The organism is Acidovorax sp. GW835-FHT14B10, assembly GCF_058793725.1.
The window spans coordinates 1-25,682 of the sequence record NZ_JBXAGC010000027.1 but is presented as its reverse complement, the minus strand read 5'-3'; the positions used below and the strand labels follow the sequence as shown (position 1 = coordinate 25,682).

The 25,682-nt window shown below is 62.5% G+C and carries 24 protein-coding genes; 5 read left to right on the top strand and 19 right to left on the bottom strand.

Features of this window, described 5'->3' with window-relative positions; genetic code table 11:
- Positions 1–105: 105 nt before the first annotated feature.
- The 3 genes from AC1Q5S_RS17800 to argA form a co-directional block, all read right to left on the bottom strand.
- Positions 106–795 carry a glutathione S-transferase gene (locus AC1Q5S_RS17800; RefSeq protein WP_422206083.1) on the bottom strand — a complete coding sequence of 230 codons (690 nt, stop codon included), beginning with the start codon at positions 793–795 and terminating at the stop codon, positions 106–108.
- Entirely contained in the window at positions 792–1,793 is a 1,002-nt protein-coding gene (gene trhO, locus AC1Q5S_RS17795; protein ID WP_422206081.1) for an oxygen-dependent tRNA uridine(34) hydroxylase TrhO, read from the bottom strand. The genes AC1Q5S_RS17800 and trhO overlap by 4 nt, the downstream gene beginning before the upstream one ends.
- Positions 1,794–1,864: 71 nt before the next feature.
- On the bottom strand, positions 1,865–3,211 hold the full coding sequence (gene argA, locus AC1Q5S_RS17790) for an amino-acid N-acetyltransferase (RefSeq protein WP_303836816.1): 1,347 nt from the start codon (positions 3,209–3,211) through the stop codon (positions 1,865–1,867).
- 154 nt (positions 3,212–3,365) lie between these two features.
- Here argA and hrpA point away from each other — a divergent pair, with 154 nt between their 5' ends.
- Positions 3,366–7,331 carry an ATP-dependent RNA helicase HrpA gene (hrpA, locus tag AC1Q5S_RS17785; RefSeq protein ID WP_492239142.1) on the top strand — a complete coding sequence of 1,322 codons (3,966 nt, stop codon included), beginning with the start codon at positions 3,366–3,368 and terminating at the stop codon, positions 7,329–7,331.
- A 356-nt stretch (positions 7,332–7,687) separates the two neighbouring features.
- Here the strand turns inward: hrpA and AC1Q5S_RS17780 are convergent, their stop codons facing one another.
- Positions 7,688–8,743, bottom strand: coding sequence for a DMT family transporter (locus tag AC1Q5S_RS17780; RefSeq protein WP_492239141.1), 1,056 nt, complete (start codon positions 8,741–8,743; stop codon positions 7,688–7,690).
- Between the two features lie 349 nt (positions 8,744–9,092).
- Between AC1Q5S_RS17780 and AC1Q5S_RS17775 the strand changes: the two genes are divergently transcribed.
- The 4 genes from AC1Q5S_RS17775 (at position 9,093) to AC1Q5S_RS17760 (ending at position 13,098) form a co-directional block, all read left to right on the top strand.
- Positions 9,093–10,799, top strand: coding sequence for a long-chain fatty acid--CoA ligase (locus AC1Q5S_RS17775; protein ID WP_303836814.1), 1,707 nt, complete (start codon positions 9,093–9,095; stop codon positions 10,797–10,799).
- A gap of 464 nt (positions 10,800–11,263) precedes the next feature.
- Entirely contained in the window at positions 11,264–11,743 is a 480-nt protein-coding gene (locus AC1Q5S_RS17770) for a hypothetical protein (protein WP_422206077.1), read from the top strand.
- Between the two features lie 29 nt (positions 11,744–11,772).
- Positions 11,773–12,564: a 2OG-Fe dioxygenase family protein gene (locus AC1Q5S_RS17765; protein ID WP_303836811.1), complete on the top strand. Its 792-nt coding sequence runs from the start codon at positions 11,773–11,775 to the stop codon at positions 12,562–12,564.
- Positions 12,565–12,660: 96 nt separating this feature from the next.
- Positions 12,661–13,098, top strand: coding sequence for a universal stress protein (locus tag AC1Q5S_RS17760; RefSeq protein ID WP_303836809.1), 438 nt, complete (start codon positions 12,661–12,663; stop codon positions 13,096–13,098).
- 283 nt (positions 13,099–13,381) lie between these two features.
- Here the strand turns inward: AC1Q5S_RS17760 and AC1Q5S_RS17755 are convergent, their stop codons facing one another.
- From AC1Q5S_RS17755 to AC1Q5S_RS17685, 15 genes are all read right to left on the bottom strand, one after another.
- Positions 13,382–14,365, bottom strand: a complete 984-nt coding sequence (locus AC1Q5S_RS17755; RefSeq protein WP_492239131.1) for a Bug family tripartite tricarboxylate transporter substrate binding protein — start codon at positions 14,363–14,365, stop codon at positions 13,382–13,384.
- Positions 14,366–14,405: 40 nt separating this feature from the next.
- Positions 14,406–15,590, bottom strand: a complete 1,185-nt coding sequence (bktB, locus tag AC1Q5S_RS17750; RefSeq protein ID WP_492239130.1) for a beta-ketothiolase BktB — start codon at positions 15,588–15,590, stop codon at positions 14,406–14,408.
- A gap of 201 nt (positions 15,591–15,791) precedes the next feature.
- Positions 15,792–16,553, bottom strand: coding sequence for an SDR family NAD(P)-dependent oxidoreductase (locus AC1Q5S_RS17745; protein ID WP_492239129.1), 762 nt, complete (start codon positions 16,551–16,553; stop codon positions 15,792–15,794).
- A 127-nt stretch (positions 16,554–16,680) separates the two neighbouring features.
- The gene (locus tag AC1Q5S_RS17740) at positions 16,681–17,352 is read right to left on the bottom strand and encodes an RluA family pseudouridine synthase (protein ID WP_492239128.1); all 672 of its coding nucleotides are present in this window, start codon (positions 17,350–17,352) and stop codon (positions 16,681–16,683) included.
- Positions 17,339–17,518 (bottom strand): hypothetical protein, encoded by a 180-nt coding sequence (locus AC1Q5S_RS17735; protein ID WP_492239127.1) that lies wholly within the window; start codon positions 17,516–17,518, stop codon positions 17,339–17,341. Before AC1Q5S_RS17735 ends, AC1Q5S_RS17740 begins: the two co-directional genes overlap by 14 nt.
- Positions 17,519–17,627: 109 nt before the next feature.
- A complete protein-coding gene (locus AC1Q5S_RS17730) occupies positions 17,628–18,029 on the bottom strand; it encodes an FKBP-type peptidyl-prolyl cis-trans isomerase (RefSeq protein ID WP_492239126.1) in 402 nt (133 codons plus the stop codon).
- A 154-nt stretch (positions 18,030–18,183) separates the two neighbouring features.
- Complete coding sequence (locus AC1Q5S_RS17725) at positions 18,184–18,807, bottom strand: SEC-C metal-binding domain-containing protein (RefSeq protein WP_492239125.1); 624 nt, start codon at positions 18,805–18,807, stop codon at positions 18,184–18,186.
- Positions 18,808–19,593: 786 nt separating this feature from the next.
- The gene (locus AC1Q5S_RS17720) at positions 19,594–19,890 is read right to left on the bottom strand and encodes a hypothetical protein (protein WP_492239124.1); all 297 of its coding nucleotides are present in this window, start codon (positions 19,888–19,890) and stop codon (positions 19,594–19,596) included.
- 133 nt (positions 19,891–20,023) lie between these two features.
- A complete protein-coding gene (locus AC1Q5S_RS17715; protein WP_492239123.1) occupies positions 20,024–20,965 on the bottom strand; it encodes an SIR2 family protein in 942 nt (313 codons plus the stop codon).
- 311 nt (positions 20,966–21,276) lie between these two features.
- A complete protein-coding gene (locus AC1Q5S_RS17710; RefSeq protein ID WP_492239122.1) occupies positions 21,277–22,167 on the bottom strand; it encodes a hypothetical protein in 891 nt (296 codons plus the stop codon).
- 98 nt (positions 22,168–22,265) lie between these two features.
- Entirely contained in the window at positions 22,266–22,826 is a 561-nt protein-coding gene (locus AC1Q5S_RS17705) for a hypothetical protein (RefSeq protein ID WP_492239121.1), read from the bottom strand.
- A 532-nt stretch (positions 22,827–23,358) separates the two neighbouring features.
- On the bottom strand, positions 23,359–23,574 hold the full coding sequence (locus AC1Q5S_RS17700; RefSeq protein WP_492239120.1) for a hypothetical protein: 216 nt from the start codon (positions 23,572–23,574) through the stop codon (positions 23,359–23,361).
- A gap of 39 nt (positions 23,575–23,613) precedes the next feature.
- Complete coding sequence (locus AC1Q5S_RS17695) at positions 23,614–24,540, bottom strand: putative phage abortive infection protein (protein ID WP_492239119.1); 927 nt, start codon at positions 24,538–24,540, stop codon at positions 23,614–23,616.
- A gap of 91 nt (positions 24,541–24,631) precedes the next feature.
- Positions 24,632–25,177 (bottom strand): hypothetical protein, encoded by a 546-nt coding sequence (locus AC1Q5S_RS17690; protein ID WP_492239118.1) that lies wholly within the window; start codon positions 25,175–25,177, stop codon positions 24,632–24,634.
- An 89-nt stretch (positions 25,178–25,266) separates the two neighbouring features.
- A complete protein-coding gene (locus AC1Q5S_RS17685; RefSeq protein WP_492239117.1) occupies positions 25,267–25,602 on the bottom strand; it encodes a hypothetical protein in 336 nt (111 codons plus the stop codon).
- Positions 25,603–25,682: the final 80 nt, after the last annotated feature.

The following is a 25,682-nucleotide window of genomic DNA, read 5'->3' as shown; positions in this document are numbered from 1 at the left end:
GTCAAATTGCCAAATCCATCGAAGGACTGGTCCTGGCCGATAACGCCCGCTGAACCCTGGGCCCCGCTCCGTACTGCGCCCCAACGGAAATCCCTCGGGCCAGCGCTATCTTCCGGCACCGCCAATTGGCACCAACATTCCCTGCGGGTGTGGAAACCGCACCCCCTCCGTTCCATCCACCCACGCGGGCAGCTTGTGCATCACGCTGGCAAAAAGATCGCTGGCTTGCCACTGCGCCAGCCAGGCCTGCAGATGCGGCCAGGGCTGGGCGGCCCACCAGCCTGCATCGATGCCGGCGAATTGGCGCACAAAGGGCGCAATGGCCATGTCTGCCAGGGCAGCGTGGGTGCCGAACAGGTGGGGCTGGGTGGACAGGCGGGCATCCAGTGCGCTCAGCCAGGCCACGGCCTGCGCGCGCGCTGCGTCGATGGGAGCATCGGGGTAGCGGCTGGGGTATTTGCAGCGGTCCAGCGCCCGCTTGAACGGGCCATCGCATTCCGCGATCAGGGCCCGCATGTCTTCCAAGCTGCCGTGGCTTGGCGTGCGCCAGCCGCCGGGGTCGTGCTGCGCCAGCGCCCACAGCATGATGTGCAGGCTTTGGTCCAGCACCTGGCCGCCTGGCAGCACCAGCACTGGTACGGTGGCCTTGGGCGACGCCTGCAGCAGACCCTGGGGTTTGTTCTTGAGCACCACCTCGCGCAGTTCGCAGGTCTGGCCGCTCACCGCCAGCGCCAGCCGGGCGCGCATGGCGTAGGGACAGCGGCGAAAGGAATAGAGGACGGGCAGGGCGTTCAAGCGGGCTCGTCCTCGCTGGCGCCACCCTTGTCCCTGGCGAGGGCCCGCGCCGGGTTGCCTGGCTGCAGTGCACCAATGTGGGCCTGCCCGCGCTGGGCGGCCAGCCGCATCTGTCGCTCGCGTTCGGCCAGTGCGCGCTCCTGCCCGGGGGTGCGGGTGCCGTGGCAATAGGGGCAGCTTACGCCGGCCACGTAGTGGGGTGATGCCAGCTCGCCGGTGCCCAGCGGCATGCGGCACGAGCGGCACAGCTGGTGGTGGCCGGGCGCGAGGCCGTGGCCTACGGACACGCGCTCGTCGAACACAAAACAGTCGCCGTGCCAGCGGCTGGCTTCTTCGGGCACGGTTTCGAGGTATTTGAGGATGCCGCCTTCGAGGTGGTACACCTCGTCGAAGCCCTGCGACTTGAGGAAGGCCGTGGACTTTTCGCAGCGGATGCCGCCCGTGCAGAACATGGCCACGCGCGGCTTGCCGGCCAGCACGCCGCCGGGTTGCGATTGCGTCGCCACCCAGGCCGGAAACTCGGCAAAGCTTCTGGTGTGCGGGTTGATGGCGCGCTCGAACGTGCCGATGCCCACCTCGTAATCGTTGCGCGTGTCCACGACCACCACGGCGGGGTCGCCGATCAGTGCGTTCCAGTCCTCGGGCTTCACATAGGTGCCCGCGTTGCGCGCGGGGTTCAGGCCGGGCACGCCCAGGGTGACGATCTCGCGCTTGAGGCGCACGCGCATGCGGTAGAACGGCTGGCGGTCCGTGGGCGCCTCCTTGTGCTGCAGGGCGGCAAAGCGGGCATCGCTGCGCAGCCAGGCCAGCACGGCCTGCACACCGGTCGGTTCACCCGCAATGGTGCCGTTGATTCCCTCGGGCGCCAGCAGCAGCATGCCGCGCACGCCGCGCTCGTCGCACAGGGCCTGCAGCGGCGCGCGCAAGGCGGCGCAGTCGGGCAGATCGACAAACTGGTACAGGGCGACGGTGAGGAGGCGGGGGGTGACCGGGTGCACGAAAGGGGCGCCGTGAAGTTGCAGGTAAGGTGATGCAGACGCGCTGGCCTGTGGTCAGCGCCTGGGTGTTTTCACAGCTTTTTGACCAGCACCTGGCTGCGCCGGTCCCAGTTGTATTTGCGCTTGCGTGCGTCGGGCAGCCAGTCGGGGTCCACCACCACGAAGCCGCGCTTGATGAACCAGTGCATGGTGCGCGTGGTCAGCACGAAGATGCTGTCCAGCCCCATGGCGCGTGCGCGCTGCTCGATGCGCTTGAGCAGCTTTTCGCCATCGCCCGTGCCCTGGCTTTGCGGCGACACGGTGACGGCGGCCATCTCGGCGGTCTTGGCCTCGGGGTAGGGGTAGAGCGCCGCGCAGCCAAAGATCACGCCATCGTGCTCGATGATGGTGTAGGTGGCGATGTCGCGCTCGATCTCGGTGCGGTCGCGCTTGACCAGCGTGCCGTCCTTCTCGAACGGCTCGATCAGTTGCAGGATGCCGCCCACGTCGTCAATCGTGGCTTCGCGCAGTTCTTCGAGCTTTTCGTCGATGACCATGGTGCCGATACCGTCGTGCACATACACCTCCAGCAGCAGCGAGCCGTCGAGCGCGAAGGGAATGATGTGGCTGCGCTCCACGCCGGCCTTGCAGGCCTTCACGCAGTGCTGCAGGTAAAAACCCGTGTCGGTGGGCTGCTGCGCCGTGGGCAGCGTGGCCAGCAGGGCCTGGGCGGCGGCCAGCGGCAGCTCGGTGTCGATGGGGTTGTCGTCGCTGGCGGGTTCGCCCGGCTGCATGCGGATGCCCGAAACCTCGGTCAGAAAGATCAGCTTGTCGGCGCGCAGCTCGATGGCCACGCTGGTGGCCACTTCTTCCATGGCCAGATTGAAGGCCTCGCCGGTGGGTGAAAAGCCAAACGGCGACAGCAGCACCAGCGCACCCATGTCCAGCGTGCGCTGGATGCCCCCTGCGTCCACCTTGCGCACTACGCCCGAGTGCTGGAAGTCCACGCCATCCACAATGCCCACCGGCCGCGCCGTGAGGAAGTTGCCCGAGATCACGCGCACCGTGGCGCCGGCCATGGGTGTGTTGGGCAAGCCCTGGCTGAAGGCGGCCTCGATCTCGTAGCGCAGCTGGCCGGCGGCCTCCTGTGCGCAGTCGAGCGCCACCGAATCGGTGATGCGGATGCCGTGCGAGTATTTGGCGGCGTGCCCCTTGGCCGCCAGCTGCTCGTTCACCTGGGGGCGAAAGCCATGTACCAGCACGATCTTCACGCCCATGGCTTGGATCATCGCCAGATCCTGCGCAATGTTGTGCAGCTTACCTGCCGCAATGGCTTCACCCGTGAGGCCAATCACAAACGTCTGGTGGCGAAATTTGTGGATGTAGGGCGCCACCGAGCGGAACCAGGGCACGAAGGTGAAGTTGAAGACGGCGGACATGGGCGGCAGTGCGGAGGTCGGAGGGTGAAGCCAAGGGCTGGGATAATTCGCGATTCTCTACGAAGTTTCTGCCTTGACTGCGTCCACCGCCTCCAACTCCCTGCACATCGAGTTTCCCGAATCCCTGCCCGTGTCGGGCAAGCGCGAAGAGATCATGGCCGCCATCAAGAAGCACCAGGTCATCATCGTGTGCGGTGAGACGGGCTCGGGCAAGACCACGCAGCTGCCCAAGATTGCGCTGGCGCTGGGCCGTGGCAAGTGCAACGCCAGGCCCGGTACCAAGGGCCAGCTCATCGGCCACACCCAGCCGCGCCGCATTGCGGCCAGCAGCGTGGCCAAGCGCATTGCCGAGGAGCTGAAGACCCCGCTGGGCGACGTGGTCGGCTTCAAGGTGCGGTTCCAGGACCGGCTCTCGCGTGATGCCTCCGTCAAGCTGATGACCGACGGCATCCTGCTGGCCGAGACGCAGACCGATCCGTTGCTCAAGGCCTACGACACGATCATCATCGACGAGGCGCACGAGCGCAGCCTGAACATCGACTTTCTGCTGGGTTACATCCGGCAAATCCTGCCGCGCCGGCCCGATCTGAAAGTCATCGTCACTTCGGCCACCATTGACGCCGACCGGTTTGCCAGGCATTTCGAATCGGCCAAGGGTCCGGCGCCGGTCATCATGGTGTCGGGCCGCACCTTCCCGGTCGAGCAGCGCTACCGCCCGTTTGAGGACAGCCGCGACTATGGCCTGAACGAAGCGATTGCCGATGGCGTGGACGAGCTGTGGCAGGGCAATGTGGCGGGCGACATCCTGGTTTTTCTGCCCGGCGAGCGCGAGATCCGCGAAGCGGCAGACCACCTGCGCAAGCACCTGGCGCACCAGCCCGTGATGCGCAATGCCGAGGTGCTGCCGTTGTTCGCGCGCCTCTCGCAGGCCGAGCAGGACCGCATCTTTGACGGCCACACGGGCCGGCGCATCGTGCTGGCCACCAATGTGGCCGAGACCTCGCTCACGGTGCCAGGTGTCCGGTATGTCATAGACGCAGGCACAGCGCGCGTCAAGCGCTACAGTTTCAGAAGCAAGGTGGAGCAGTTGCTGGTCGAGCCCATCAGCCAGGCAGCGGCCAACCAGCGCGCAGGCCGCTGCGGGCGCGTGGCCAACGGCATCTGCATCCGCCTGTACGACGAGGCCGGCTTCAACAGCCGCCCGCGCTTCACCGACCCCGAAATCCTGCGCAGCTCGCTGGCCGGCGTCATCCTGCGCATGAAGTCGCTGCACCTGGGTGATGTGGCGCAGTTTCCGTTCATCGAAGCGCCTTCTGGCCGCGCGATTGCCGACGGCTACCAGCTGCTGGGCGAACTGGGCGCGGTGGACGACGCCAACGAACTCACGCCCATGGGTGCTGAGCTGTCGCGCCTGCCGCTGGACCCGCGCGTGGGCCGCATGATCATCGAGGCGCGCGACCGCAAGGCGCTCGATGAAGTGCTGGTGATTGCCAGCGCATTGAGCGTGCAGGACGTGCGCGACCGCCCCCTGGAAGCGCAGCAGCAGGCCGACCAGGCGCATGCCAAGTTCGACGACGACAAGAGCGAATTCAGCGGCTACCTCAAGCTGTGGAAATGGATCAACGAGGCCCGGGGCGGGGCGCCCAGCCTGCCCTCGGCCCGCGCCCAGAAGGCCATGGCGGCGCAGAAGGCGCCTTCGCAGGCCTACTTGCCGGTGGCGCAGCGCAGCGGCGGTGCTCGTCCTGCGGCAGCGCCTGCCGCACCTACTGCCGCCCCAGCCGCCACCCACAAGCTCAGCAACCGCCAATACGAGCAACTGCTGCGCCAGAACTTCATCAGCATCCGCCGCCTGCGCGAGTGGCGTGACATCCACACCCAGCTGCTCACGGTGGTGACCGAGCACAAGTGGCAGATCAACACCCAACCCGCCAGCTACGAGCAGCTGCACCTGTCCATGCTGGCCGGGCTGCTGGGCAACGTGGGCGCCAAGAGCGACGAGGAAGACTGGTACCTTGGCGCGCGAGGCATCAAGTTCTACAAGCACCCCGGCGCGCACCTGAACAAGAAGCCCGGCCGCTGGATCATTGCATCGGAGCTGGTGGAAACCACGCGCCTGTTTGGGCGCGGTATTGCCGCCATCGAGCCGCAGTGGCTGGAGCAGATGGGCGGGCATCTCTTGCGCAAGCAATTGCTCGACCCGCACTGGGAAAAAAAATCCGCCGAGGTGGTGGCGCTGGAGCGCGCCACGCTCTACGGCATCGTGGTCTACAACAACCGCCGCGTGAACTTCGGCAAGGTGGACCCGCACGCCGCGCGCGAGATCTTCATCCGCGAGGCGCTGGTGGGCGGCAACTGGGAAACCAAGCTGCCGTTCCTGGCAGCCAACCAGAAGCTGATTGCCAAGGTGGAGGAGCTGGAACACAAATCCCGCCGCCAGGACGTGCTGGTGGATGACGAACTCATCTACGCCTTCTACGACCAGCAACTGCCGCCCGAGGTGTGCAGCGGCCACAACTTCGAGGCCTGGTACCGTGAGGAATCGAAAAAGCAGCCCGATCTGCTCAAGCTCACCCGCGACGAGCTGATGCGCCACGAGGCCGCAGGGATCACCACCAACGCCTTCCCCAAGACCGTGCGGCTGGGTGGCGTGGACTGCGCCGCCAGCTACCTGCACGAGCCCGGCGACGCGCGCGACGGCATCACCGTGACCATCCCGCTGTTTGTGCTCAACCAGGTGAGCGACGAGCGCTGCGAATGGCTGGTGCCCGGCATGCTCAAGGACAAGATCCAGGCGCTGTTGAAAAGCCTGCCGCAGCGCCCGCGCAGCCGCTTTGTGCCGCTGCCCGACAGCGCCACGCGCCTGGCCGAACTGCTGGGCGCGCCCGAGCGTTTTGGCACGGGAAGCCTGACCGATGTGCTGCTCAAGCAGGTGCGCGACGAGACCTCGCTCGACGTGAAGCGCGCCGACTTCAAGCTCGACATGCTCAGCCCCCACCTGTTCATGAACTTCCGCGTGGTGGACGAACACGGCCGCCAGCTGGGCCACGGCCGCAACCTGGGCGCACTCAAGGCCGAATGGGGCGCCAAGGCACGCGGGGCGTTCCAGGCGCTGGCGGGGCTCAAGCTGGGTGGTGCAGCGGCACAGGGTGCAGGCTCAGGGTCGAAAGTGCCTGCACCGCTTGATGGTAAATCGCAAGCAGCTATCAAATCAGGATTTAAAGGAGGGGCGCAACCTGCCAAGCCGGCGAGTACCACGCCCTCGGCCCCCGCAGGCCAGCGCTACACCACCTGGACGTTTGGCGAGCTGCCTGAACTCATGGAGATCAAAAAGGCCGGCCAGACGCTGATCGGCTTCCCGGCCCTTATCGACGGTGGCGACGCCGTGACCATCGAGGTCTTCGACGAGCCCGAAGTGGCCGCCGCCAAACACCGCGCGGGCCTGCTCCGCCTGTTTGCGCTGCAGATCAAGGACGCGCTCAAGTATCTGGAAAAGAACATTCCCGACCTGCAGAAGATGGCCGTGGCCTACATGCCGCTCGGAACGCAGGAAGAACTGCGCACCCAGATCATCGACGTGGCGCTGGACCGTGCCTTCCTGCTCGACCCACTGCCCACCGATGCGTTCGCCTTCAAGCGCCGCGTGGAAGAGGGCCGTGGCCGCCTCACGCTGATCGCCAACGAGGTGGCGCGCCTGGCCGCCACCATCTTGGTCGAATACGCCGCCGCCGCCCGCAAGATCAAGGACACCAAGAACGCCCCCGAGGCCACGCAGGATGCGCAGCAGCAGCTGCAGCGCCTCATGCCCAAGAACTTCGTGGCGGCAGCGCCCTGGGCGCAACTGGCGCACTACGCCCGCTACCTCAAGGCCATCACCCTGCGCCTCGACAAATACCGCGCCGACCCCGTCCGCGACGCCGCCAGACTGGCCGAGCTGCGCCCGCAGGAGCAGCGCTACTGGCGCCTGGTGGCCGAGCGCAAGGGCGCGGTCGATGCCCGCATGCAGGAGCTGCGCTGGCTGCTGGAGGAACTGCGCGTGAGCTTCTTCGCGCAAGAACTGCGCACGCCGCAGCCGGTGAGCGTGAAGCGGCTGGACAAGCTGTGGGTGCAGGTCAATAGCTGATGGCGGCTGTGCGGCAGACTGGGCTGAGGGGTGAGGGTGGCTTTGCAGCGGTTGCTGTCTGCCGATGCACACCCGACTGAACTCACGGTCATCGCCAGATTGCGGTCATCCACAAGCCGTGGCCACTACGCCCAGTTGGGAGTTCGACTTGAATTCGTCCCCTTCGATTCCCTCTGCGGAACAGGCCACGGCCTTGTCAAGCTACACGCTGTGGCCACTGGTGCGCTACATGCTGCACTTGAGCACACCCGGCCTTGGTGGGCGAACTGCAGTACCGCGATGCAGGGAGCGTGGTGTATGCCGGCACGGTCAAAAAGCGCACCACGGTTGCAGCCTGCCCACCGCGAGAGGTGCCGTTAGTGCCTGTGCTGATGATGCGCGTCAGGCACATGCGGGTGGGCATGGGTCATCGGTTCATGCACATGCGGATGGCTATGGCTTCCGTTGGGCATCACATCGTGAATGTGTAAATGGTGCCCATCGTCGTGCCTGTGGGCATGTTCATGCTCCAAGGCTTCGTGTACGTGTTCGTGCCCGTGGCTCTCAGCCAAATGCAGCACAACTCCGGCGAGCATGAGAGCACTACCCAACAGCATGAACCATCCCGCCGAGCGCTCTCCAAGGCCGAAGGCCACGGCAGCACCGATGAAGGGCGCGAAAGCGAACACCGACCCAGTGCGCGCAGCACCAAACGCACGTTGGGCCAAAAGATAAAAGCGCAGGCTCAGGCCGTAGCCTGTGGCTCCAACGGCCAGAAGTCCCAATGTGGCGGAGAACGAAGGCAGGGGTTCCCCCGTCCCTACTGCCAATGCAGCCGTTGCTGCAGAGCCCAAGATGGCCTTGGTCATCACCACTTGGCTGGGGTCGCGCTCAGCCAGCCCACGGGACAGGGTGTTGTCCACCCCCCAAGCGGCGGTGGCCAGCAGCACAGCCAGCAGCCCCAGCATTTGCATGCCTCCTTGCACGCCCTGGTCCAGAACGAGCGCCACTCCTCCTGCGAGCAGCAAGAGCATGGCGGTCCACACGCGGCGGTCCATGGTTTCGCTGTACATCCACCACGCCAGCGTGGCGGTGAACAAGGCCTCCAAGGTGAGCATGAGCGATGCGCTGGCACCGTTCGTGTGTTGCAGGCCCCACGCCAGGGCTGCCGGCCCCAGCGCAGCCCCAAAGCCAGCCATCGCCAAGAGGCGCGGAATGTCGGATCTCTTCAGCCGCGCTTCGTGCGCAGCAGTCCGCGTCGACAGGGCCCCCACCAGAGCCGCTCCCGTATACAGCAGCGCTGCCGTAGTGAATGCACCGAGTCCAGCCCCCAGTCTCTGTACCACAGGGGTACTGATGCCAAACAGCATCGCCGCCAGCAGGGCGAGCAAGCCACCGCGCAAGGCGGGGAGGTGCGAAGGGTCATGCGTCATAGTGCGCGTGATTTCACCATGATCCATCAGGAGCCATATCCTTTGGCGTGATGCATCCCGGATCCCGCCAAACCCATAGGCGCCAAGACCTGCTAGCGCTCACCCGGGAGTCGCTGGAGGTCCGTTTCCGGAAAGAGATGTCATCGACCTTTACCTCATATCCCTCTTCGCAGCGCGTTCTGGCGCCCATCCCGCTCCATTCCATCCCGCTCCATTCCATCCCGCTCCATTCCATGCCGCTCCATTCCATGCCGCTCCAGGTCACTTTGGCGACGTCAACGCGGGCCAGCCCCATTGCCCGCCTTTCGCGTGGCAACTAGGCTGGAGGGCAAAGGAGACTGTCTGCACCATGCGCCCCCACTTCAAGTTCTGGCCCCGCCGCTTGCCCCATTCCATCACCTTGCCCGCCACCTCGCTGTGGGACAACCTGGCCATCAGCGCACGCCGTTATCCCGACAAGGCGGCGCTGGTCTTTTTTGGGACCACGACCAGCTACCGGCAGCTGATGGAAGGGGCCGAGCGCCTGGCCGCGCGGCTCGTGCAGCTGGGCGTGCAGCGGGGCGACCGCGTGGTGCTGTGCATGCAGAATTGCCCCCAACTGGTGATGGCGCATTTCGCCATCCTGCGGGCCAATGCTGTGGTGGTGCCGGTCAACCCCATGAACCGGGCCGAGGAGCTCAAGCACTACATCACCGATCCTGACACCAAGGTCGCTATCACCACGGCCGATCTGGCCCCCGAGCTCGCCAAGGCCAGCAACGCGCTGGCGCTCGGCGAGCGCCTCGCCCATCTGGTGGTGACCCAGTTCACCGATGCTTTTGATCCCGGTGTGCAGGGCGCCGATGCCCCGCCCGAGGCATGGATGGAATGGCTGAGCACCCGGCATCCCTTGCCTGCATTGGAGGGGGGGCGCACCTACGCCTGGACGGATGCCGTAGCCTGCTCCGACATGTCCCCCGCATTGGCTGTGGGGCCCGACGACCTGGCGCTGCTGCCCTACACCAGTGGCACCACGGGGCTGCCCAAGGGCTGCATGCACCTGCACAAAAGCATCATGCACAACGCGGTGGCGGGCGCCCTGTGGGGCAATGGGTCTGCCGACAACGTGACGCTGGCGGTGGTGCCCATGTTCCACATCACCGGCATGGTGAGCGTGATGCACACGGCCATCTACTGTGGTGCCACGCTGGTGATCATGCCCCGGTGGGACCGCGACCTGGCGGGACGCCTGATATCGCGCTACCAGGTCACCACCTGGACCAATATCCCCACCATGGTCATCGACCTGCTGGGCAGCCCGAACTTTGCCAGCTACGACCTCTCCAGCCTGGCCTACATCGGCGGCGGCGGCGCGGCCATGCCGCAGGCCGTGGCCCAGCGCCTGCTGGAGCAATACGGCCTGCGTTATGCCGAAGGCTATGGCCTGACCGAGACGGCGGCGCCATCGCATTCCAATCCGCCTGACCACCCCAAGCAGCAGTGCCTGGGCATTCCGTTCATGGGCACCGATGCGCGCGTGATCGATCCCGACACCCTGCAGGAAATGCCCGTGGGCGAGCAGGGCGAGATCATCATCCACGGCCCCGAGGTGTTCCAGGGTTACTGGAAGCGGCCCGACGCCACGGCGGCGGCGTTCATCGAGTTCGAGGGCAAACGCTTCTTCCGATCGGGCGACCTGGGGCGCATGGACGAAGAGGGCTACTTCTTCCTGACCGACCGTCTCAAGCGCATGATCAACGCCAGCGGCTTCAAGGTGTGGCCCGCCGAGGTCGAGGCGTTGATGTTCCGCCACCCGGCCATCCAGGAGGCCTGCATCATTGCCGCCAAGGACAGCTACCGGGGCGAGACCGTGAAGGCCGTGGTGGTGGTGCGCCCCACGCACCAGGACACCACCGAGCGGCAGATCATCGACTGGTGCCGCGAGAACATGGCGGTGTACAAGGTGCCGCGCATCGTGCAGTTTGTGACGGCGCTGCCCAAGAGCGGGAGTGGCAAGGTGATGTGGCGGCTGCTGCAGGAAAAAGAGCCGATCGACGCTACCGCTTCAGGAGGCTGATGGCCCGGCGCCCGCCGGCGCAAGCCCGAGAGGGCGCCGGCCGAAAACCCATGGCATGGACCACCTTGCGGTGGACATCGCAATGTGGTTGCCGGTTTCCGGGAGCGACAGGTCCTGCACACGCACGCTGAAGGTGCCAGTGGGGATGGCCAGCAGGCCGGGGCATCAAAACTGGCACGGCCGAAGTGGCGGCGTTCGCAGGGCAACGCGGTCTCCCGGGCCGGGCGGGGGATGGCTTCATGCCACTGCACGCAGCTGCAGGAGGCATTGCTGCAGATGTGTGGTTTGCCAAGCGCTCTTAAATGCATAGCTGCAGGCGCTTTTAAATAGTGCAATGAAGCCGAAATTCATGGATGTTATTGCACGGCAATTGACTATTTGCTTACATTTTTTGCGCAGCCTTTGCCAGAAACCCCCACCGATCTTGTTACAAAGGGGTGATTCCGATCCACAGAGACTCAACCATGAACCTCACCTTTCGTCACCTGATTTCCGGGGCCGCCACGGCGGTGCTGCTGGTTGCAGCCATCGGCGCCCATGCCCAGGCCTATGTCAATGCCACCGTGGGAGGGCAGGTGGTCCCCGGCGTGTATGGACGCATCGACATTGGCAATGCGCCGCCGCCACCGCTGATCTACGCCGAGCCCATGATCATCCACCGGCCGGCCGTGATGGTGCAGCGCTCGCCGATCTACATGCATGTGCCGCCCGGCCATGCCAAGAACTGGGGCAAGCACTGCGCCCGCTACAACGCCTGCGGCCAGCCGGTGTACTTCGTGAAAGAGCCTGTGCGCGGCCAGTACTACGGCGGCCAGCCTGGCAACAAAGGTCGGGATGACCGCCACTGGGATGATGATCGCCGGGGTGGCGGCAAGCACGACCGCGGCGACCGCCGGGACGGGCGTGGCGATGGCCGTGGCAAGGGCCACGGAAACCGCGACTGAGCTGCCAGCGTTGCCTTAAGCTCGGCTGCATGGCCGAAGTCACTTTTTCTCCTCCTTTCACCGGTCCCGATGGCGTGGCCAACCAGCTGCGCAAGACCGGCTACGCCGTGCTGTCGCCACCCGATGTGGCTGCGTGGTCCGGTTGCCGCCTCGATGATCTGCAGGCCCTGGCTGCTGACTGGGCCGCGTTGCCCCCCGATGATTTTCTGAAGGACGGTGGCCGCTACCGTCGCCGTCGCCATGCCTGTTTTGAAGTGGTGCACGGCGAGGTGGTGCAGGTGGCGCACCGGGCCCACTGGCAGCCGCTCGAATACAACGCACTGCATGGCGGCATGGAGCGCTGGTTTGCCCCGATGGCGGTCGAGACGGTGGCACGGCCTGTGTGGAGGCAGCTGCTGGCGGCGCTGGCCGCGCTGTCCGACACGGTGTTTGCCGCACCCGACGCGCCCGCGCGCTGGTTTGTCGAGGCGCACCAGTTTCGGATCGACACCACCGATGGCATTGGCCGCCCCACGCCCGAAGGTGCGCACCGGGATGGTGTGGACCTGGTGGCGGTTTTTCTGGTGGCCCGCGAGGGGGTGAAGGGCGGTGAAACGCGGGTGTTCGAAGCTGCGGGCCCGGCGGGCCAGCGCTTTACCCTGAGCGCGCCCTGGTCGCTGATGCTGCTGGACGACGCCCGCATGATCCACGAGACCACGCCTATCCAGCCCCTGGTGCCCGGTGGTTACCGCGACACGCTGGTGGTAACCTGCCGGCGCGGAAGTTTTCAGGGGGCGGATGTGGTGGCCCCGGGTGCCGGCCGGATTGCCACGGCGCCATGATTTGATGCGAATCAAGATACAAGCCAGAATGGGCCGCCACACTGACTCCCTATTTCCCGGCCTTTGCCTGGCCCCATCAACTTGAGGAGAAGCACCATGTTCAAGCACATTCTGGTTCCTGTGGACGGCTCCAAGACCTCCATGCTCGCGGTGTCCAAGGCAGCAGCCTTGGCCAAGACGTTTGGCAGTGCCGTCACGGCGCTGTATGTGATCGATCCCTACCCGTTCACGGGCGTGGGGGCCGATTTTGCCTATGGCCAGGCGCAATACCTGAGCGCCGCCACGGCCGAGGCCAGCAGTGCGCTTGACGCCACCAAGCAGGCCATGGCCGATGCGGGCGTGCAGGTTACTGCCGTGGTGGGCGAAGGCCATGCGGTGCATGACGCCATCGTGCGGGCCGTCGAAAGCACGGGCGCCGATCTCATCGTGATGGGCTCGCACGGTCGCCGCGGCCTGGAAAAACTGGTGCTGGGCAGCGTCACGCAGCGTGTGCTGGGCGTGGTGCACATTCCAGTGCTGGTGGTGCGGGACTGAGCGCCATCCCCCCATGAAAAACGGCTCCGAAAGGAGCCGTTTTTCATTTCAGTTTTCGATGATGCCGCGCATCACCCGCAGCCTTCTGATCGTGGAATGGGCACGCCCCAGACCAGTGCACCCGTGGAACTGGCTTCGCCAGGCCACCGGGTGCGTCCCCCTCCCGCGCAGCGAGAGAGGGGCTGAGAGGCGCGGCTCCAAGCCTACCTGCGCAGGCTTGGACGTCCTCGAAGAGCAGTCGCCTCTGGCGGCTGCACGGAGGCGCCAAAAGCGCCTCAGGGGGTTATTCAATTTTTGCGCCCGAGGCTTCCACGATGCCCTTCCACTTGGCGTAGTCGGTCTTGAGCAGGGTGCTGAACTGCGCTGCCGACATGGCTTCGGGTTCTGCGCCCTGGGCCTGGATGGCGGCCTTCATGTCGGCCGTGGCCAGCAGCTTGTTGATTTCGGCGTTGAGGGTTTTCACCACGGCGGCAGGCGTGCCGGCCGGGGCGAGTACGCCATACCAGGTGCTCACGTCAAAGTCCTTGAAGCCCGATTCGGCCACGGTGGCCACGTCGGGCAGCGAGGAGCTGCGCTTGGCCGAGGTCACGGCCAGGGGGCGCAGCTTGCCCGATTTGATCTGGCCCATGGCCGAGGGCACCGAAGACACCAGCAGGTCCACATTGCCCGCCAGGGCATCCATCAGCGCGGGGTTGGAGCCCTTGTAGGGAATGTGGCTGAGCTTGATGCCTGCGGCTTTCTCGAACAGGTCGCCGGCCAGGTGGATGGAGGTGCCGTTGCCGGGTGAGCCATAGGTGATGGTGCCGGGCGCGGCCTTGGCGGCGGCCACCACGTCGGCCAGGGTCTTGTACTTGCTGTTGACGCTGGTGGCGATGATCACGGGCGTCCAGGCCACATGGGCCACGGCGGTCAGGTCCTTGGTGGGGTCCCAGGGCAGGTTCTTGTAGAGCCAGGGGCCGATCACCAGGTTGTCCTTCTGGCCCATCACGATGTCGTAGCCCGTGGGCGCGGCCTTCACGGCCTCGCCGATGCCGATGGTGCCGCCGGCGCCGGCCTTGTTGTCGGCCACCACGGTCCATTTGGCGCTTTCGGTGAGCCGGGTGGCCACCAGGCGCGACAGGATGTCGGTGCCGCCTCCGGGCGGGAAGGGCACGATCAGGCGGATGGGCTTGGTGGGGTAGCTGGCTACCGGTGCGGGGGCCTGGGCATACGCCGATGCGCCCACGGCCAGGGCCAGGGCGGTGAAGGTAATCAGTTTGCGCATCATTCTTGGAAGTATTGAAGGATTCAGAAAACAGTGCGTGCTATTACACGCGCTCAAAAATGGCGGCAATGCCCTGGCCGCCGCCAATGCACATCGTGACCAGCGCGTAGCGGCCCTGGATGCGCTGCAGCTCGTGCAGCGCCTTCACGGTGATCAGCGCGCCGGTGGCGCCAATCGGGTGGCCCAGCGAAATGCCCGAGCCATTGGGGTTGACCTTGGCCGGGTCCAGGCCCAGGTCGCGGGTCACGGCGCAGGCTTGGGCTGCAAAGGCCTCGTTGGCCTCGATCACATCGAGGTCGTTCACCGTGAGGCCGGCTTTCTTGAGCGCCAGCTGTGTGGCGGGCACGGGGCCAATGCCCATGTACTTGGGGTCCACACCGGCGTGGGCATAGGCCACCAGGCGGGCCAGTGGCTTGGCGCCACGCGCCTTGGCGACACCGGCTTCCATCAGCACCACGGCCGCGGCGGCGTCGTTGATGCCCGAGGCGTTGCCAGCCGTCACCGTGCCGTTTTCCTTGGTGAAAACGGGCTTGAGCTTGGCCAGGTCGTCCATCGTGGCACCGGGGCGGAAATGCTCGTCGGTGGCGTATTGCACGTCGCCCTTCTTGCTCTTCAAGGTGACGGGCACGATCTGGTCCTTGAACACGCCGTTTTGCGTGGCGCGCTCGGCACGGTTGTGGCTTTCGACCGCCAGGCGGTCCTGGTCTTCGCGGCTGATGCCCCACTTGGCGGCGATGTTCTCGGCCGTCACGCCCATGTGGATGTTGTGGAAGGGGTCGTGCAGAGCGCCGATCATCATGTCCACCATCTTGGTGTCGCCCATACGGGCGCCCCAGCGCGTGGCCAGGCTGGCAAAGGGCACGCGGCTCATGTTCTCGGCGCCGGCGCCAATGGCCACGTCGGCATCGCCCAGCAAAATGGACTGGCTGGCGTTCACGATGGCCTGCAGGCCCGAGCCGCACAGGCGGTTGACGTTGAAGGCGGGCGTGCCCTCGCCGCAGCCGCCGTTGATGGCCGCCACGCGCGACAGGTACATGTCCTTGGGCTCGGTGTTGACCACATGGCCGAACACGACATGGCCCACGTCCTTGCCCTCCACGTTGGCACGTGCGAGCGATTCGCGCACGACCAGCGCGCCCAGTTCGGTGGGCGGCACATCTTTCAGGCTGCCGCCAAAGGTGCCAATGGCGGTGCGCACGGCGCTGACGACGACGACTTCACGGGTCATGGGGAATCTCCTCAGTGAATAAAAATCAAGATGAAATGGGCCTCTGGCGCTTGCCTGTGAAGCGCTGAAAGCTATGAATCAATGAACTAATGGCCGGTGGAGCCGGCACGCACCAAGCCCGTGCCACCGTGGAACCGGCTTTGCCGGGCCACGGGTGGCATCCCCCCGAGGGGGAAGGCGCGAAGCGGCTCAGGGGGGCGTTCATGTGTCGCGCACATCGGCCACCGGGTGGGTCCCGAAGTCTGCGCGCTCCAGCCAGGCCAGCACGCGGGTAGCGGCGTCGGCAGGCGATGTGAGCTGGCCACCCGTCTTGAGGTGGGCAAAATTGGGAGCGTCCGGAAATGCGGCCGCGTCGGTGCCGCGCAACTGCCGCTGCATGTCGGTGTCGATGACGCCCGGCGCCAGCGAACACGCCCTGGCGCCATGGGGCTTGAGGGCTTCATCCAGCGCCACGCAGCGCGTGAAATGGTCCATGCCCGCCTTGGCCGCGCAGTAGGCCGCCTGCGAGGCCATGGCACGGCGGCCCAGGCCCGATGAAATATTGAGCACCTTGCGCGGCATGGCCCAGCCTTCGGTGGCGCCCAGGAAAGCGGCCGTGAGCAGCATGGGCGCCTCCAGCCCCACGCGCAGTGCGTTGGCGAGGTCGGCCGGGTCGCTGGCGGACAGGGGCGCGATGCGCGGGATCACGCCAGCGTTGTTGATCAGCGTGGCGCTGGCAAAGGCCGCGGGACCCTGGGCTGCGAGCCACCCGCGCAACCGGTGCGCGACCTGCTCGCCTTGCGACAGGTCTTGCTGCCACTGCTCCAGCGTGGCACCGGCCTGGCTTGCCGCCTGGGCGAGCTCTGTACTGGCATGGCGCGAGATGCAGACCAGCGTGTGGTCCGGGCGCAGCAGCTGGTGCGCCATGGCCAGACCCATGCCGCGCGAAGCGCCGGTAAGAAGAACAAGGTGGTTCAAAGGCATGTTGCCATGGTACTGCGGTAAGCCTGCGGCGGGCTTTCAGCCGAGGATTTCTGGGGGTGAACCATCAGGATGCTATTGAGTTGATAGCTTTTATCGAGTGCTACACAAGCGCAAGATGCCTATTTGGCTAAAACTCTGCAGGCCAATGCAGCGTGATGCCTGCATTCGTCACGGGGTGCGTGAAAGCCAGGTGGCTGGCATGCAGCAGCAGGCGGGGAGCCTGGGCCTGCGTGGCGGCATCGGCATAAAGCGCGTCGCCCACAATGGCATGGCCGATGGCCGCAAGGTGCACGCGCAGCTGGTGGGTGCGGCCGGTGACGGGTGCCAGCTCGACCCGCGTGGTTTCGGCCTGCGCGTCATACGCCAGCGCACGCCAGCGCGTGAGGCTGGGTTTGCCCAGGTGGTGGTCGATCACGCGCAGCGGGCGGCGTGCCCAGTCGGCCGCAATCGGCAGGTCGATGTCATGCCAGGCGCTGTCTTCACCGCCCAGCTGCCCCTGCACCACCGCCTGGTAGCGCTTGTGCACCTGGCGTTCGGCAAACGCGTGGCTCAGGCGCTGCTGTGCATAGTGATGGCGGGCCATGAGCACGAGGCCCGAGGTGGCCTGGTCCAGCCGGTGCACGATGAGCGCGCCGGGCCAGCGCTGCTGTGCACGGGCGCTCAGGCAATCCTGTTTGTCGGGCCCCCGGCCGGGTACGCACAGCAGCCCCGACGGCTTGTGCAGCACGAGCAGGTCGGCATCGACATGGACCGCCTGCACACCGGTGTCGTCGGTACCCACGGTTTCAGGTGGCGCCATGGCCGGCCACCCGCCGCTTTTCGCTGGCGTGCAGTTGCGCGTTGCCCTGCTGCAGGGGCGAGCAGCGCTGGGCTGTGTGGAGGGGCGGGGATGGCAAGGGCGCTGCCTGCCCCTGGTCGTAGGGCGCCTGGGCTTGGTGCAGAAAGGACAGGTCGGAAAGGCTCATGGGTAGCGGGCACCGGCAAATGCCGCGCCCCTGCGAAGCAAGGCCTTTGCCTGTTTCAAGGAGTGTACGCCCGCGCGCACGCTGCGCTGCAGCGATCTCAGAACAGGTTTTAACGGCGCACAGACACCAGTTCCACCTCGAAGTTCAGCGTGGCGTTGGGGGGAATCACGCCGCCCGCGCCGCGTTCGCCGTAAGCGATGCCGGGCGGGCAGGTCAGCCGGGCCTTGCCACCGGGTTTCATGCGTTGCACGCCTTCGGTCCAGCAGGGGATCACGCGGTTGAGCGGGAACTCGGTGGGCTCGCCGCGCTTGTAGGAGCTGTCGAATTCCTTGCCATCGAGGAACATGCCCTTGTAATGCACTTTGACGGTGTCGGTGGCCTTGGGCGCATCGCCGGTGCCTTCCTTGAGCGATTCATAGACCAGGCCGCTGGCGGTGGTGACGGGCTTGGACTGGGCCATGGCGGCGGGGGCGAGGGCGAGCGAGGCGAGCAGGGCGAAAAGAATGCGCATGGGAGTCTGATGGAGTGGTGAAAAAAGAGAAACCCAAATCGTAGGGCCTTGCTGGGCGCAGCGTCGCGCAATGACTCTCGGGCCGTGCAACGTTCAAGGTAACCGGCCTTGCGCGGCTTTATGCGCAAGGTCCGGTTGACCGCAGGGTTGGGCGTCATTTGCCATGGCACTTTTTGAATTTCTTTCCGCTACTGCAAGGGCAACGATCATTAGGCTTTACGCCGCGAAATGGGTCGTGCTCGTTGAAATAGTTGTTGATGACTACCGAGGGGCTGTGTTTAGCGGGCTTCCGAGACTGGAGCCAGGCGAGAAATCCAACGACAAAAGCGAGAAGACCGTAAAAATCGCCGGGAGTCCTTGGAACAAGAAGTTCCTTCACCAGGGAAAGATCCGGTAGTTGCTGTTCGATAAGTGCAATTACATCGGTAGGCGACGATTGCTTGTGCGTTGCTTCTTCCAGTATAGATTTGAGCTTCGGAAGTTGATCTACTGCCGTCGGCACAGCCTGTAAATGGCCGACAAACGACTCAAGTGCGGGGATCGAGACAATGACATTGTGCGATTTACAGGCAGGGCACTGAAGCACCAGATTTTCAATTTGCCCTGGGTGCAGCTGCTGGACGAGACGATGCAAGCACATTCCGCAGAGAAGATCGATGGGGCCGCCGCCTTTCAGGAACGGCCCCATGAATCCGTCGCCAGCCACGAACACCGCAGCGGTGCCTTGTGGCGGTGGTGGTATTACGGGCAGGCGGAGGGCCACTCGACGATAGCTCATTCAGAACGATTCCATGCGAAGCGGGATCATGACGCCCAACGTCGGAGTTGACCGGCGCACAGCGGCATTTCGCCGCGAGGCCTACGCTTACCAGCAGGCTTCGCGGCGCAATGCCGCTGCGTGTCCGCGTCGAACGACCTGTTAGCCTGCGCTACCGAAACAAAGCAGACCATGGCCTTACGCGCTCCCAAGTTTGTGAAGGTGTTTCGATCCGGACTCGCAGCAGCTTGAACAAATGAGCCGCGTTCTTCGGGAGTCTATTCTCCATGGTCAAGAACGTATCACATTCAAACAGAACCGCATCTCGAATTAGGGCCCGGTCACCTTCTCCCAAGTACCCCAAACTGGATGATTCGAGGGCGGCCACAGCCTGCGGGTCCGGCTGCGGAGGGCCGGACTCCCACAGGCAGATGTTCCAGTGGTCGAGGACGTCATATGCCCAGCGAAGATAGGAAGAGTCTCTCGCGTCGTTAACCTCGGCGAAGCTGTTGTTCGAGAGAGCGAACTGGAACGGAGCTCGTTGCGCAATTTCCATGATGGTACGGAGGTCCTCGAGCTTCTTGACGCCCGCTGGATCACGGTAGATCCGATCACCCTCGGAAATTCCCTCGCCATCGTAAAGGTACCCGCCGTATCGGAGCAGGGTCTGGAGTGTCGACGAATCCAAGAAGATTCGCTGCGGAAAATCGGGCCGCTCCTGGCACATAGCAGGCTAACGACGGCCTTCAGCCGACGGCAAAATGCGCAGTATTTTGACGGTCGGCTGCAAGCATTTGTTGGGCTGATTCATGTTGTTGTGGCACCCCAAGCCCAATCCCCGCCGACCACGATAAAAATTTCCGACTTGAATCCGCGCGCTTTAAATGCGTTTGCCACTCTATCTCGTATGTCGTCTCGAACGGAGCCCACGCTGCTTCCGTTGAATGTGCCCATGACCGAGGTCGTAGGAATTACTACATCGTTACCATTGTCAGCCTTCTGGACCTTTCTCAGACCAAGTTTCTCTAGATCTGCGTAGGCGGTTTGATAATTTTGACTTGTCGCGTTCTTAAGATCGAAGGTGCAAAACACGAGATAGCTCATAATTTCCCCTTTGGTTCTTTAAGCAGCCCAACGTTGGAGTTGACCGGCACGCACCGGCCAAGCGGCGCAAGACGTATGCTCCCGCGAACGGCTTGCGGCGCCTGGCCGGTGCGTGTCCGCGTCGAACGATCTGTTAGGCCTCGCGGCGCTGGCGGAAGAGAAAATCGATTGCATCTGGTCCAAACCCGTCATAGTGGAACTTTGAACGCTGAGGTTCCGCGAACCGGTATCGATCCCGGTATTCGGCCTGCAGATCAGGCGTAGGTCGGTAGTCCACAAACCGGGCGTAGTCCTTCAGCACACCGAGCATCTGCGAGTCCCACCAGGAGCCGTAGTTCGAGAGCATCTGGTACAGGCCAATCCGGATGTAGTCGTCGTGGGGCGGCAGCGAAAAGCCAATCACGGAGAGTCCCAGATTCCACCCACCACTGCGTCCCATGCCGTGCCAGAAGCTTAGGATCGGCTCCGCATAGACGAACTTCACGTGCGACGGCGAAAGGAGAAACGGAGCGTTGAATCCACCATCGCGCGCGTAGAAGTCGTCCACGCGAGTAATCCAATGAAGATGTTTAAGAGGGTCACCTTCGGGCAACAAACCTTCAACGAGGGGCTTCGCGCCATAGCGACTCGGATCGTCAAAAACGCTGTGCAACGGAATGCGGCCGCCGCCTTTCCCATCGATAGACTTCTTGAGCTCCAGGAATTGCCGATCATCGAACCAATCCACGGAGCCGTGAAGCTTGAGAAGTACGACCTCTTCAATCTTGCTATCGACGGTGCCGCCGAACTCGCTGACGGTCTCGAAGCGGTTTGGATAGCGTCGAAAAGGCTTGCCCACCTTCTCAAACGCACGTTCGAGCACAAGGTCGTAATTCAGCGTCAGAACGACATCGTGCACTGACAGTGCATCAGCGAACTGATAGTAGACCTCAGGCAAGGCGTCCACTTGAGGCGTTCGGCTCTGAATCACGTGCCCTATCGCCTTGCGGATCATCAGCTGGGACTCGTTCCCTTCTTGGCTCCAGGTCTTGCTGCCACGGAAGCCAAGGTAGTGCTCTATGTCCAGGTAAGACATGAAGAGCTCTAGATCGAGGTTCTCTTCGCTCTGGCCTGACTGCCCACACGCCGAGCAATAGTCAAGGTACTCCCTGACATCCCGGTCGAACTTGGTATCCGTACCGTGAGTCTCCAGAATATTCCGTCGGACCAGTGGGTAGAGTTCAGACGCGATAGGAAGTCCGGCCGGACGTGAGAAGCCCGCGCCGACCACAAAGATCCTGAACCCTGGATGTTCCGCTGAGCTCATTGGCGAGGTCTAACGTTTGACATGAGAGGCGTCGCAAGGGCGCAGCCCTTGTGACGTCCTCTCGATGGAAGGGTTAGGTGTCACTGGAGGCCTTCTGAAAGCCCGAAGAGCACCCCTTCAAGCTCAGGCTTTGTGGGCACGCGACCTTGATCAATCATCTTCCGCAGTACTTCTCCCAGTAGATTGAACGATTCGAGTAGGTCGTCGTTCTCATGGGTCGACTTTCCGTGTGCGGCGGATGAGCGCTTGTCGTAGAGCTTGCTGATCTCCTTAGCTCGCGATTGACGGCGTTCCCCGGGAGGCTCCAGATAGGACGCGATCAGTGCGGAAACTCGAAACCTCAACTCGGAAGTTGAAGGAGAGAAAAGCGCTTCAAGCGCAGCCCAGATTGCAACCATGACCAACGAGGTCCGGTGCACATATTGACCGATCGCCAAAGCATCTGCCGCAAGAGCAAATTCTGGACTTTGGCGAGTCAGACGGGCAGCTGTTGGCCACCTTTCGGTGAGCCAAGCAGCTTTGTCTGCAGTCACTTTTCCATCGTCAACCGCGAGCGCAAACCTTCTCAGCTCGGTCTCTTCCGGCTGAACCCATGCATCAGGATCTGACGCTTGAATCTGGGCGTAGAAAGGCTTGTTGGAAATCGCCGAGAGATAGGTAGCCGGGTTGATGCCGAGCCGTACAACGAGAACGATCGCGCGCGCCACCTCATGAAACGTACCAGCTCCTGATACTCCATCGGCTGGAATGGAGAGTTCGGCGGTGATGTCGTGCCAATTGCCGCCTCTCGTCGCCTTCCACGGCCCCGGGCTTGGCTTGCCTGGCTCTGCTGGCGTGTACGCGAGCATGTGATTCGCAAACATATGCGCGTATGCGATTCGGACCTTCACTTCGTGGCCCAAATCGAATGACTGCTCAGCCATGAACAACTCGGACAGAGCTGCATAGTGTTTGACGGCATCGGCGCTCATACAGATCTTTGGTGACACCTAACGTGAAGCTTCTGCAGACGGGAAAATGCCCTGCATTTTCACGGTCTGCTGCAAGCGCCTGTTAGCTATTTGACGTCTCAGCGTGACACCATATCGAGAATTTCCTCCTCCAACTTTCCCTTGGAGAAGCAAGTAACATATTCCCCCCCGCCGGCCTCCAGCTTCCCTGGTCGATTGGTGTTAAATGTATATGTAAAAGTTTCATCCTGTAGTCGCCCTCGCGGATGAACGGCACCGGAGATATGTTCAGCAAAAGCCTCACCTTTGACCTTCTGAGTCAGGATGTACCGCGTATTTACAGTTACGACGGTGTTTGAAGAGTTCTTGTCGTCGGGTGCGACATAGATATTCGCCCGCCCCTCAAGTGAAGGCTCGCGACGAATAACCGCATAGTTAGCAAAGGCGGGATGCTCTTGTTGCGAGGCGGCGACCTTGAAACTCGCGGAACCTGCTACGTCATACTCCCACGACTCTTTCTTGCTGCCCTGCGTATAAAAACGTTTCGTCTTGCCGCAGTCCACATATTCGACAGGACTGTTTGAAGAAAAGGAAAGGTTAATGATTCGAGATTCTTTGTCGATGTTATTTATGACATAAAAGCTTTTGGATAACTCGCGTACCACTCCATCCCAGACCATGGAATACGGCTTGTTAACGGAAAGTTCGTTCTTGATAGTAACTGGCTGCTTGTCTTGGTAGTTATATGTACTAACTCCTTGAGTAGCACAACCTACAAAGAAAAGACTGACTATGGACAGTGCGCAATAATTTCTCATTAGTACCCCCTACAAATTTAACTTAGCCAGACTGAAAATCTTACTTGTGCCTCTCAATAGGCAGCACCCTATTGCTATAGCTAACGTTGCGATAACCGGGCGGCAAAAGCGCAGCTTTTGACGATCCGGTTGATTGCAGGGTTAGAACTCATGGCTTCAGAACTGCGCATGTTGAGAACTACCTTACGTGCGGAACTGCTTGTGTTGGTTCGGAGCTTTTTGACGCGGGCAGCGAGCCTTCTGTCGTGCCTTCGCTGGTTCCGAGCATTCGGAGTTGCGACGGATTCTGAAAGAAGCGTTGCTGAACTTGAGGGAGCGTAAACACAGCCACCACAATCGCCACGAGAGAAAGAACAACCGAAGTGACAAGCAGCCAAAATGATGGAACGGCGCTCTAATGCGGCTTTCCCGCCCTTTCAATGCTTCTTGCCTGCAACTCGGATGTTATCAGTGTCGCGAATTGCAAAGTCATCATGCCCTTGCGCCCGTCTTCCCCATTTAGCGCCGCAAGGAGCTCCGCATCTGACATTGCCTTTAATTTGGCAACGCTGATCTGCATGGGGATCATATGCGACATATCAGGAACTTCGACTTGGAAGGGCTCGCGCATGAGGAGTTCTAGCGTTTGAGGTAACCGGCCGCGCGCGCTTTATGCGCGAGGTCCGGTTGACCGAGAGGTTAGAGGTCGCGGCTTACGCCGCAGCAGAATAAATGACCACGTGCCAATCGCAACTCGGTCAATCTTCACGACTTCATTTCCGGCGCTTTCCCACTCGAAGTTGATGTACGGAAACCGTTCTTTTAGTAGGAAGGTGCGATCAAACGTAAGGAACAGTTTTGGCACGTTCTTAATGGGTTGATACTTCTCCACAAGACCTGTGCGTTCCCACTCCTGCCCGAGGTGGGACATGATATTTAGCGCCAAGACTGCCTGTTCATGATTGGAGAGCTTGGAACGAAGCACCTTAGCGAGAGCGAGTTTTTCGTCGGAGCCGAGTTTGGTTCCTTCGATAAAGCTATAGGCGGAATACAGGTTACGGAAGTAATGCGACAAGCGCAGTTGGTGCCCGCCATAGGCGCGACGCCCGTTCCCATTGGCCTGGCGCTCTGTATGAATAGCCCCGAATAGTCTTGTAATGCTTTCGCCGCCGTAATGCCGGAGAACCTCTTCGGTGCTCAAATGAGGCCCGAAAAAAGTACACGTGTAGGCGATGTCGATTCTGTCCGGGATGGACCAAGTCGCGTCGTCAGGGACAACTTGACGTGTCAGTTTGTAGATGACATAGAACTCGCTAAGGACTGACGCAAATGTCTCGCGGCCCTTGCGAGTGTTGACCTGCATTGAGGCAACGATTTCCTCGTGGGTACGCATCATTTCAGTAAATATCTGGAATGTCTTTGCGCGATAGTCAACGCGCCGCGACATCCACCACGTAGCCAACACCGCAGTAAGTGTGAGGGTGGCAATGACCGTTCCCCACGCTCCACCGATGTAGTCACCCAATAGCCCGTAGTACTGCATCGACGTAGCGGTCTGGGTGTCAATATCGGGCGGAATGAAGCGAGATAGATCCATTCGGAGCGACCTCTAACGTAGAGGTGACCGGCCCGAGCCGGCTTGCCGGCGAAGGGTCCAGCGACCGAAGGGAGCGAGGTCAACCGCCATGTTAGGGGTTGGTTTCAATGACACGCTCCCACTCGCCAGTGCGAATCTTTCGATCTACCTGGCGATGGATTTTTTGCACGAGATAGTCTTTGTCGCCCTCATGATGAAGAAGATCGCGAGCGCAGGTTTCGCAAGTAAGAACCGTCTTTCGGTCCGGATCGTAAAAGCCCCCGACTTCGGAATACACGAGCATGGTGTCGCAGTTCGGGCAGAAAGCCCAAGCGTTTGCGGGGTGCCCGCATATGTATGACCAACGCCACTTGAGACCCAAAAAAGTGTCGTGGTTGTACGCGGCGACATTCGGGCCTTTTGGCTTCATGACGCGAGCCGTCCAGTACACGACGGTATGGATACCCATCAAAGCCAAAAGATACAAGCTCCAATTAGGGAATCCCGAGGTTCCTCGCAGGTGGCTCCAGAAATCAGTTGCGACTTGCGAGACCCACTTAAAGGCACCCGGGACAAATGAGATTGCACCAAGAACGGCAGCGACGATTAAGCCGGCAATTACCTGCGAGGACAGCGAGGAGTGCTTATCGTTAGCCACGGGATCAAACCCCTAACGCCAAGCATCAGCCGCGGATTTGCCGCAGCGAAGCGAAGGCAAATACGTCGGCTGGATGCACTGGTTGGGCATCATCCTCTGCGAACCTCTTCTTCGAGGACCTGCCGAATGCCGTCTGCTGTGATTTCGGTTACGACGCGTCGGTTGATGATGATCCGCTCTACCTCTTTGCTTTTCACCTTGTCGTACAGCCACGCCCCGAAAAGACCAAGATCGGTGCTGATGGAAGCATCGACGATGAACTGAAGCACCTCCGGGATTCCAACCGACTTGCGTACAAGTGACCCCTCGTACTGCAGCGAAACACCGCCCGGAGCTTGAATTCTCATTCCGGATTTGAGGCTAGAACTCTCGGCTATTTCAAAGCCGAGATGCCTGTCATGCGTTTCAATGTGGAGCAATGTCATATTCCCCGATGGCCACCCAAATTCCCCCGCCTATGGCCACCTCAAACTCCCCCACCTGAACTGATCGGGGATAGGGGTTA

Bases quoted from the DNA above. Each gene is read 5' to 3' on its own strand.
- AC1Q5S_RS17780 (WP_492239141.1), bottom strand. From the start codon at position 8,743: ATGACGCATGACCCTTCGCACCTCCCCGCCTTGCGCGGTGGCTTGCTC.
- AC1Q5S_RS17710 (WP_492239122.1), bottom strand. From the start codon at position 22,167: ATGAGCGCCGATGCCGTCAAACACTATGCAGCTCTGTCCGAGTTGTTC.
- AC1Q5S_RS17695 (WP_492239119.1), bottom strand. From the start codon at position 24,540: ATGGATCTATCTCGCTTCATTCCGCCCGATATTGACACCCAGACCGCT.
- argA (WP_303836816.1), bottom strand. From the start codon at position 3,211: ATGTCCGCCGTCTTCAACTTCACCTTCGTGCCCTGGTTCCGCTCGGTG.
- AC1Q5S_RS17770 (WP_422206077.1), top strand. From the start codon at position 11,264: ATGAACCTCACCTTTCGTCACCTGATTTCCGGGGCCGCCACGGCGGTG.
- AC1Q5S_RS17730 (WP_492239126.1), bottom strand. From the start codon at position 18,029: ATGCGCATTCTTTTCGCCCTGCTCGCCTCGCTCGCCCTCGCCCCCGCC.
- AC1Q5S_RS17720 (WP_492239124.1), bottom strand. From the start codon at position 19,890: ATGAGCTATCTCGTGTTTTGCACCTTCGATCTTAAGAACGCGACAAGT.
- AC1Q5S_RS17755 (WP_492239131.1), bottom strand. From the start codon at position 14,365: ATGATGCGCAAACTGATTACCTTCACCGCCCTGGCCCTGGCCGTGGGC.
- AC1Q5S_RS17760 (WP_303836809.1), top strand. From the start codon at position 12,661: ATGTTCAAGCACATTCTGGTTCCTGTGGACGGCTCCAAGACCTCCATG.
- AC1Q5S_RS17735 (WP_492239127.1), bottom strand. From the start codon at position 17,518: ATGAGCCTTTCCGACCTGTCCTTTCTGCACCAAGCCCAGGCGCCCTAC.
- AC1Q5S_RS17715 (WP_492239123.1), bottom strand. From the start codon at position 20,965: ATGTCTTACCTGGACATAGAGCACTACCTTGGCTTCCGTGGCAGCAAG.
- bktB (WP_492239130.1), bottom strand. From the start codon at position 15,590: ATGACCCGTGAAGTCGTCGTCGTCAGCGCCGTGCGCACCGCCATTGGC.
- hrpA (WP_492239142.1), top strand. From the start codon at position 3,366: ATGGCCGCCATCAAGAAGCACCAGGTCATCATCGTGTGCGGTGAGACG.
- AC1Q5S_RS17765 (WP_303836811.1), top strand. From the start codon at position 11,773: ATGGCCGAAGTCACTTTTTCTCCTCCTTTCACCGGTCCCGATGGCGTG.
- AC1Q5S_RS17725 (WP_492239125.1), bottom strand. From the start codon at position 18,807: ATGAGCTATCGTCGAGTGGCCCTCCGCCTGCCCGTAATACCACCACCG.
- AC1Q5S_RS17700 (WP_492239120.1), bottom strand. From the start codon at position 23,574: ATGCGCGAGCCCTTCCAAGTCGAAGTTCCTGATATGTCGCATATGATC.
- AC1Q5S_RS17740 (WP_492239128.1), bottom strand. From the start codon at position 17,352: ATGGCGCCACCTGAAACCGTGGGTACCGACGACACCGGTGTGCAGGCG.
- AC1Q5S_RS17775 (WP_303836814.1), top strand. From the start codon at position 9,093: ATGCGCCCCCACTTCAAGTTCTGGCCCCGCCGCTTGCCCCATTCCATC.
- AC1Q5S_RS17705 (WP_492239121.1), bottom strand. From the start codon at position 22,826: ATGGTCTGGGATGGAGTGGTACGCGAGTTATCCAAAAGCTTTTATGTC.
- AC1Q5S_RS17745 (WP_492239129.1), bottom strand. From the start codon at position 16,553: ATGCCTTTGAACCACCTTGTTCTTCTTACCGGCGCTTCGCGCGGCATG.
- AC1Q5S_RS17685 (WP_492239117.1), bottom strand. From the start codon at position 25,602: ATGACATTGCTCCACATTGAAACGCATGACAGGCATCTCGGCTTTGAA.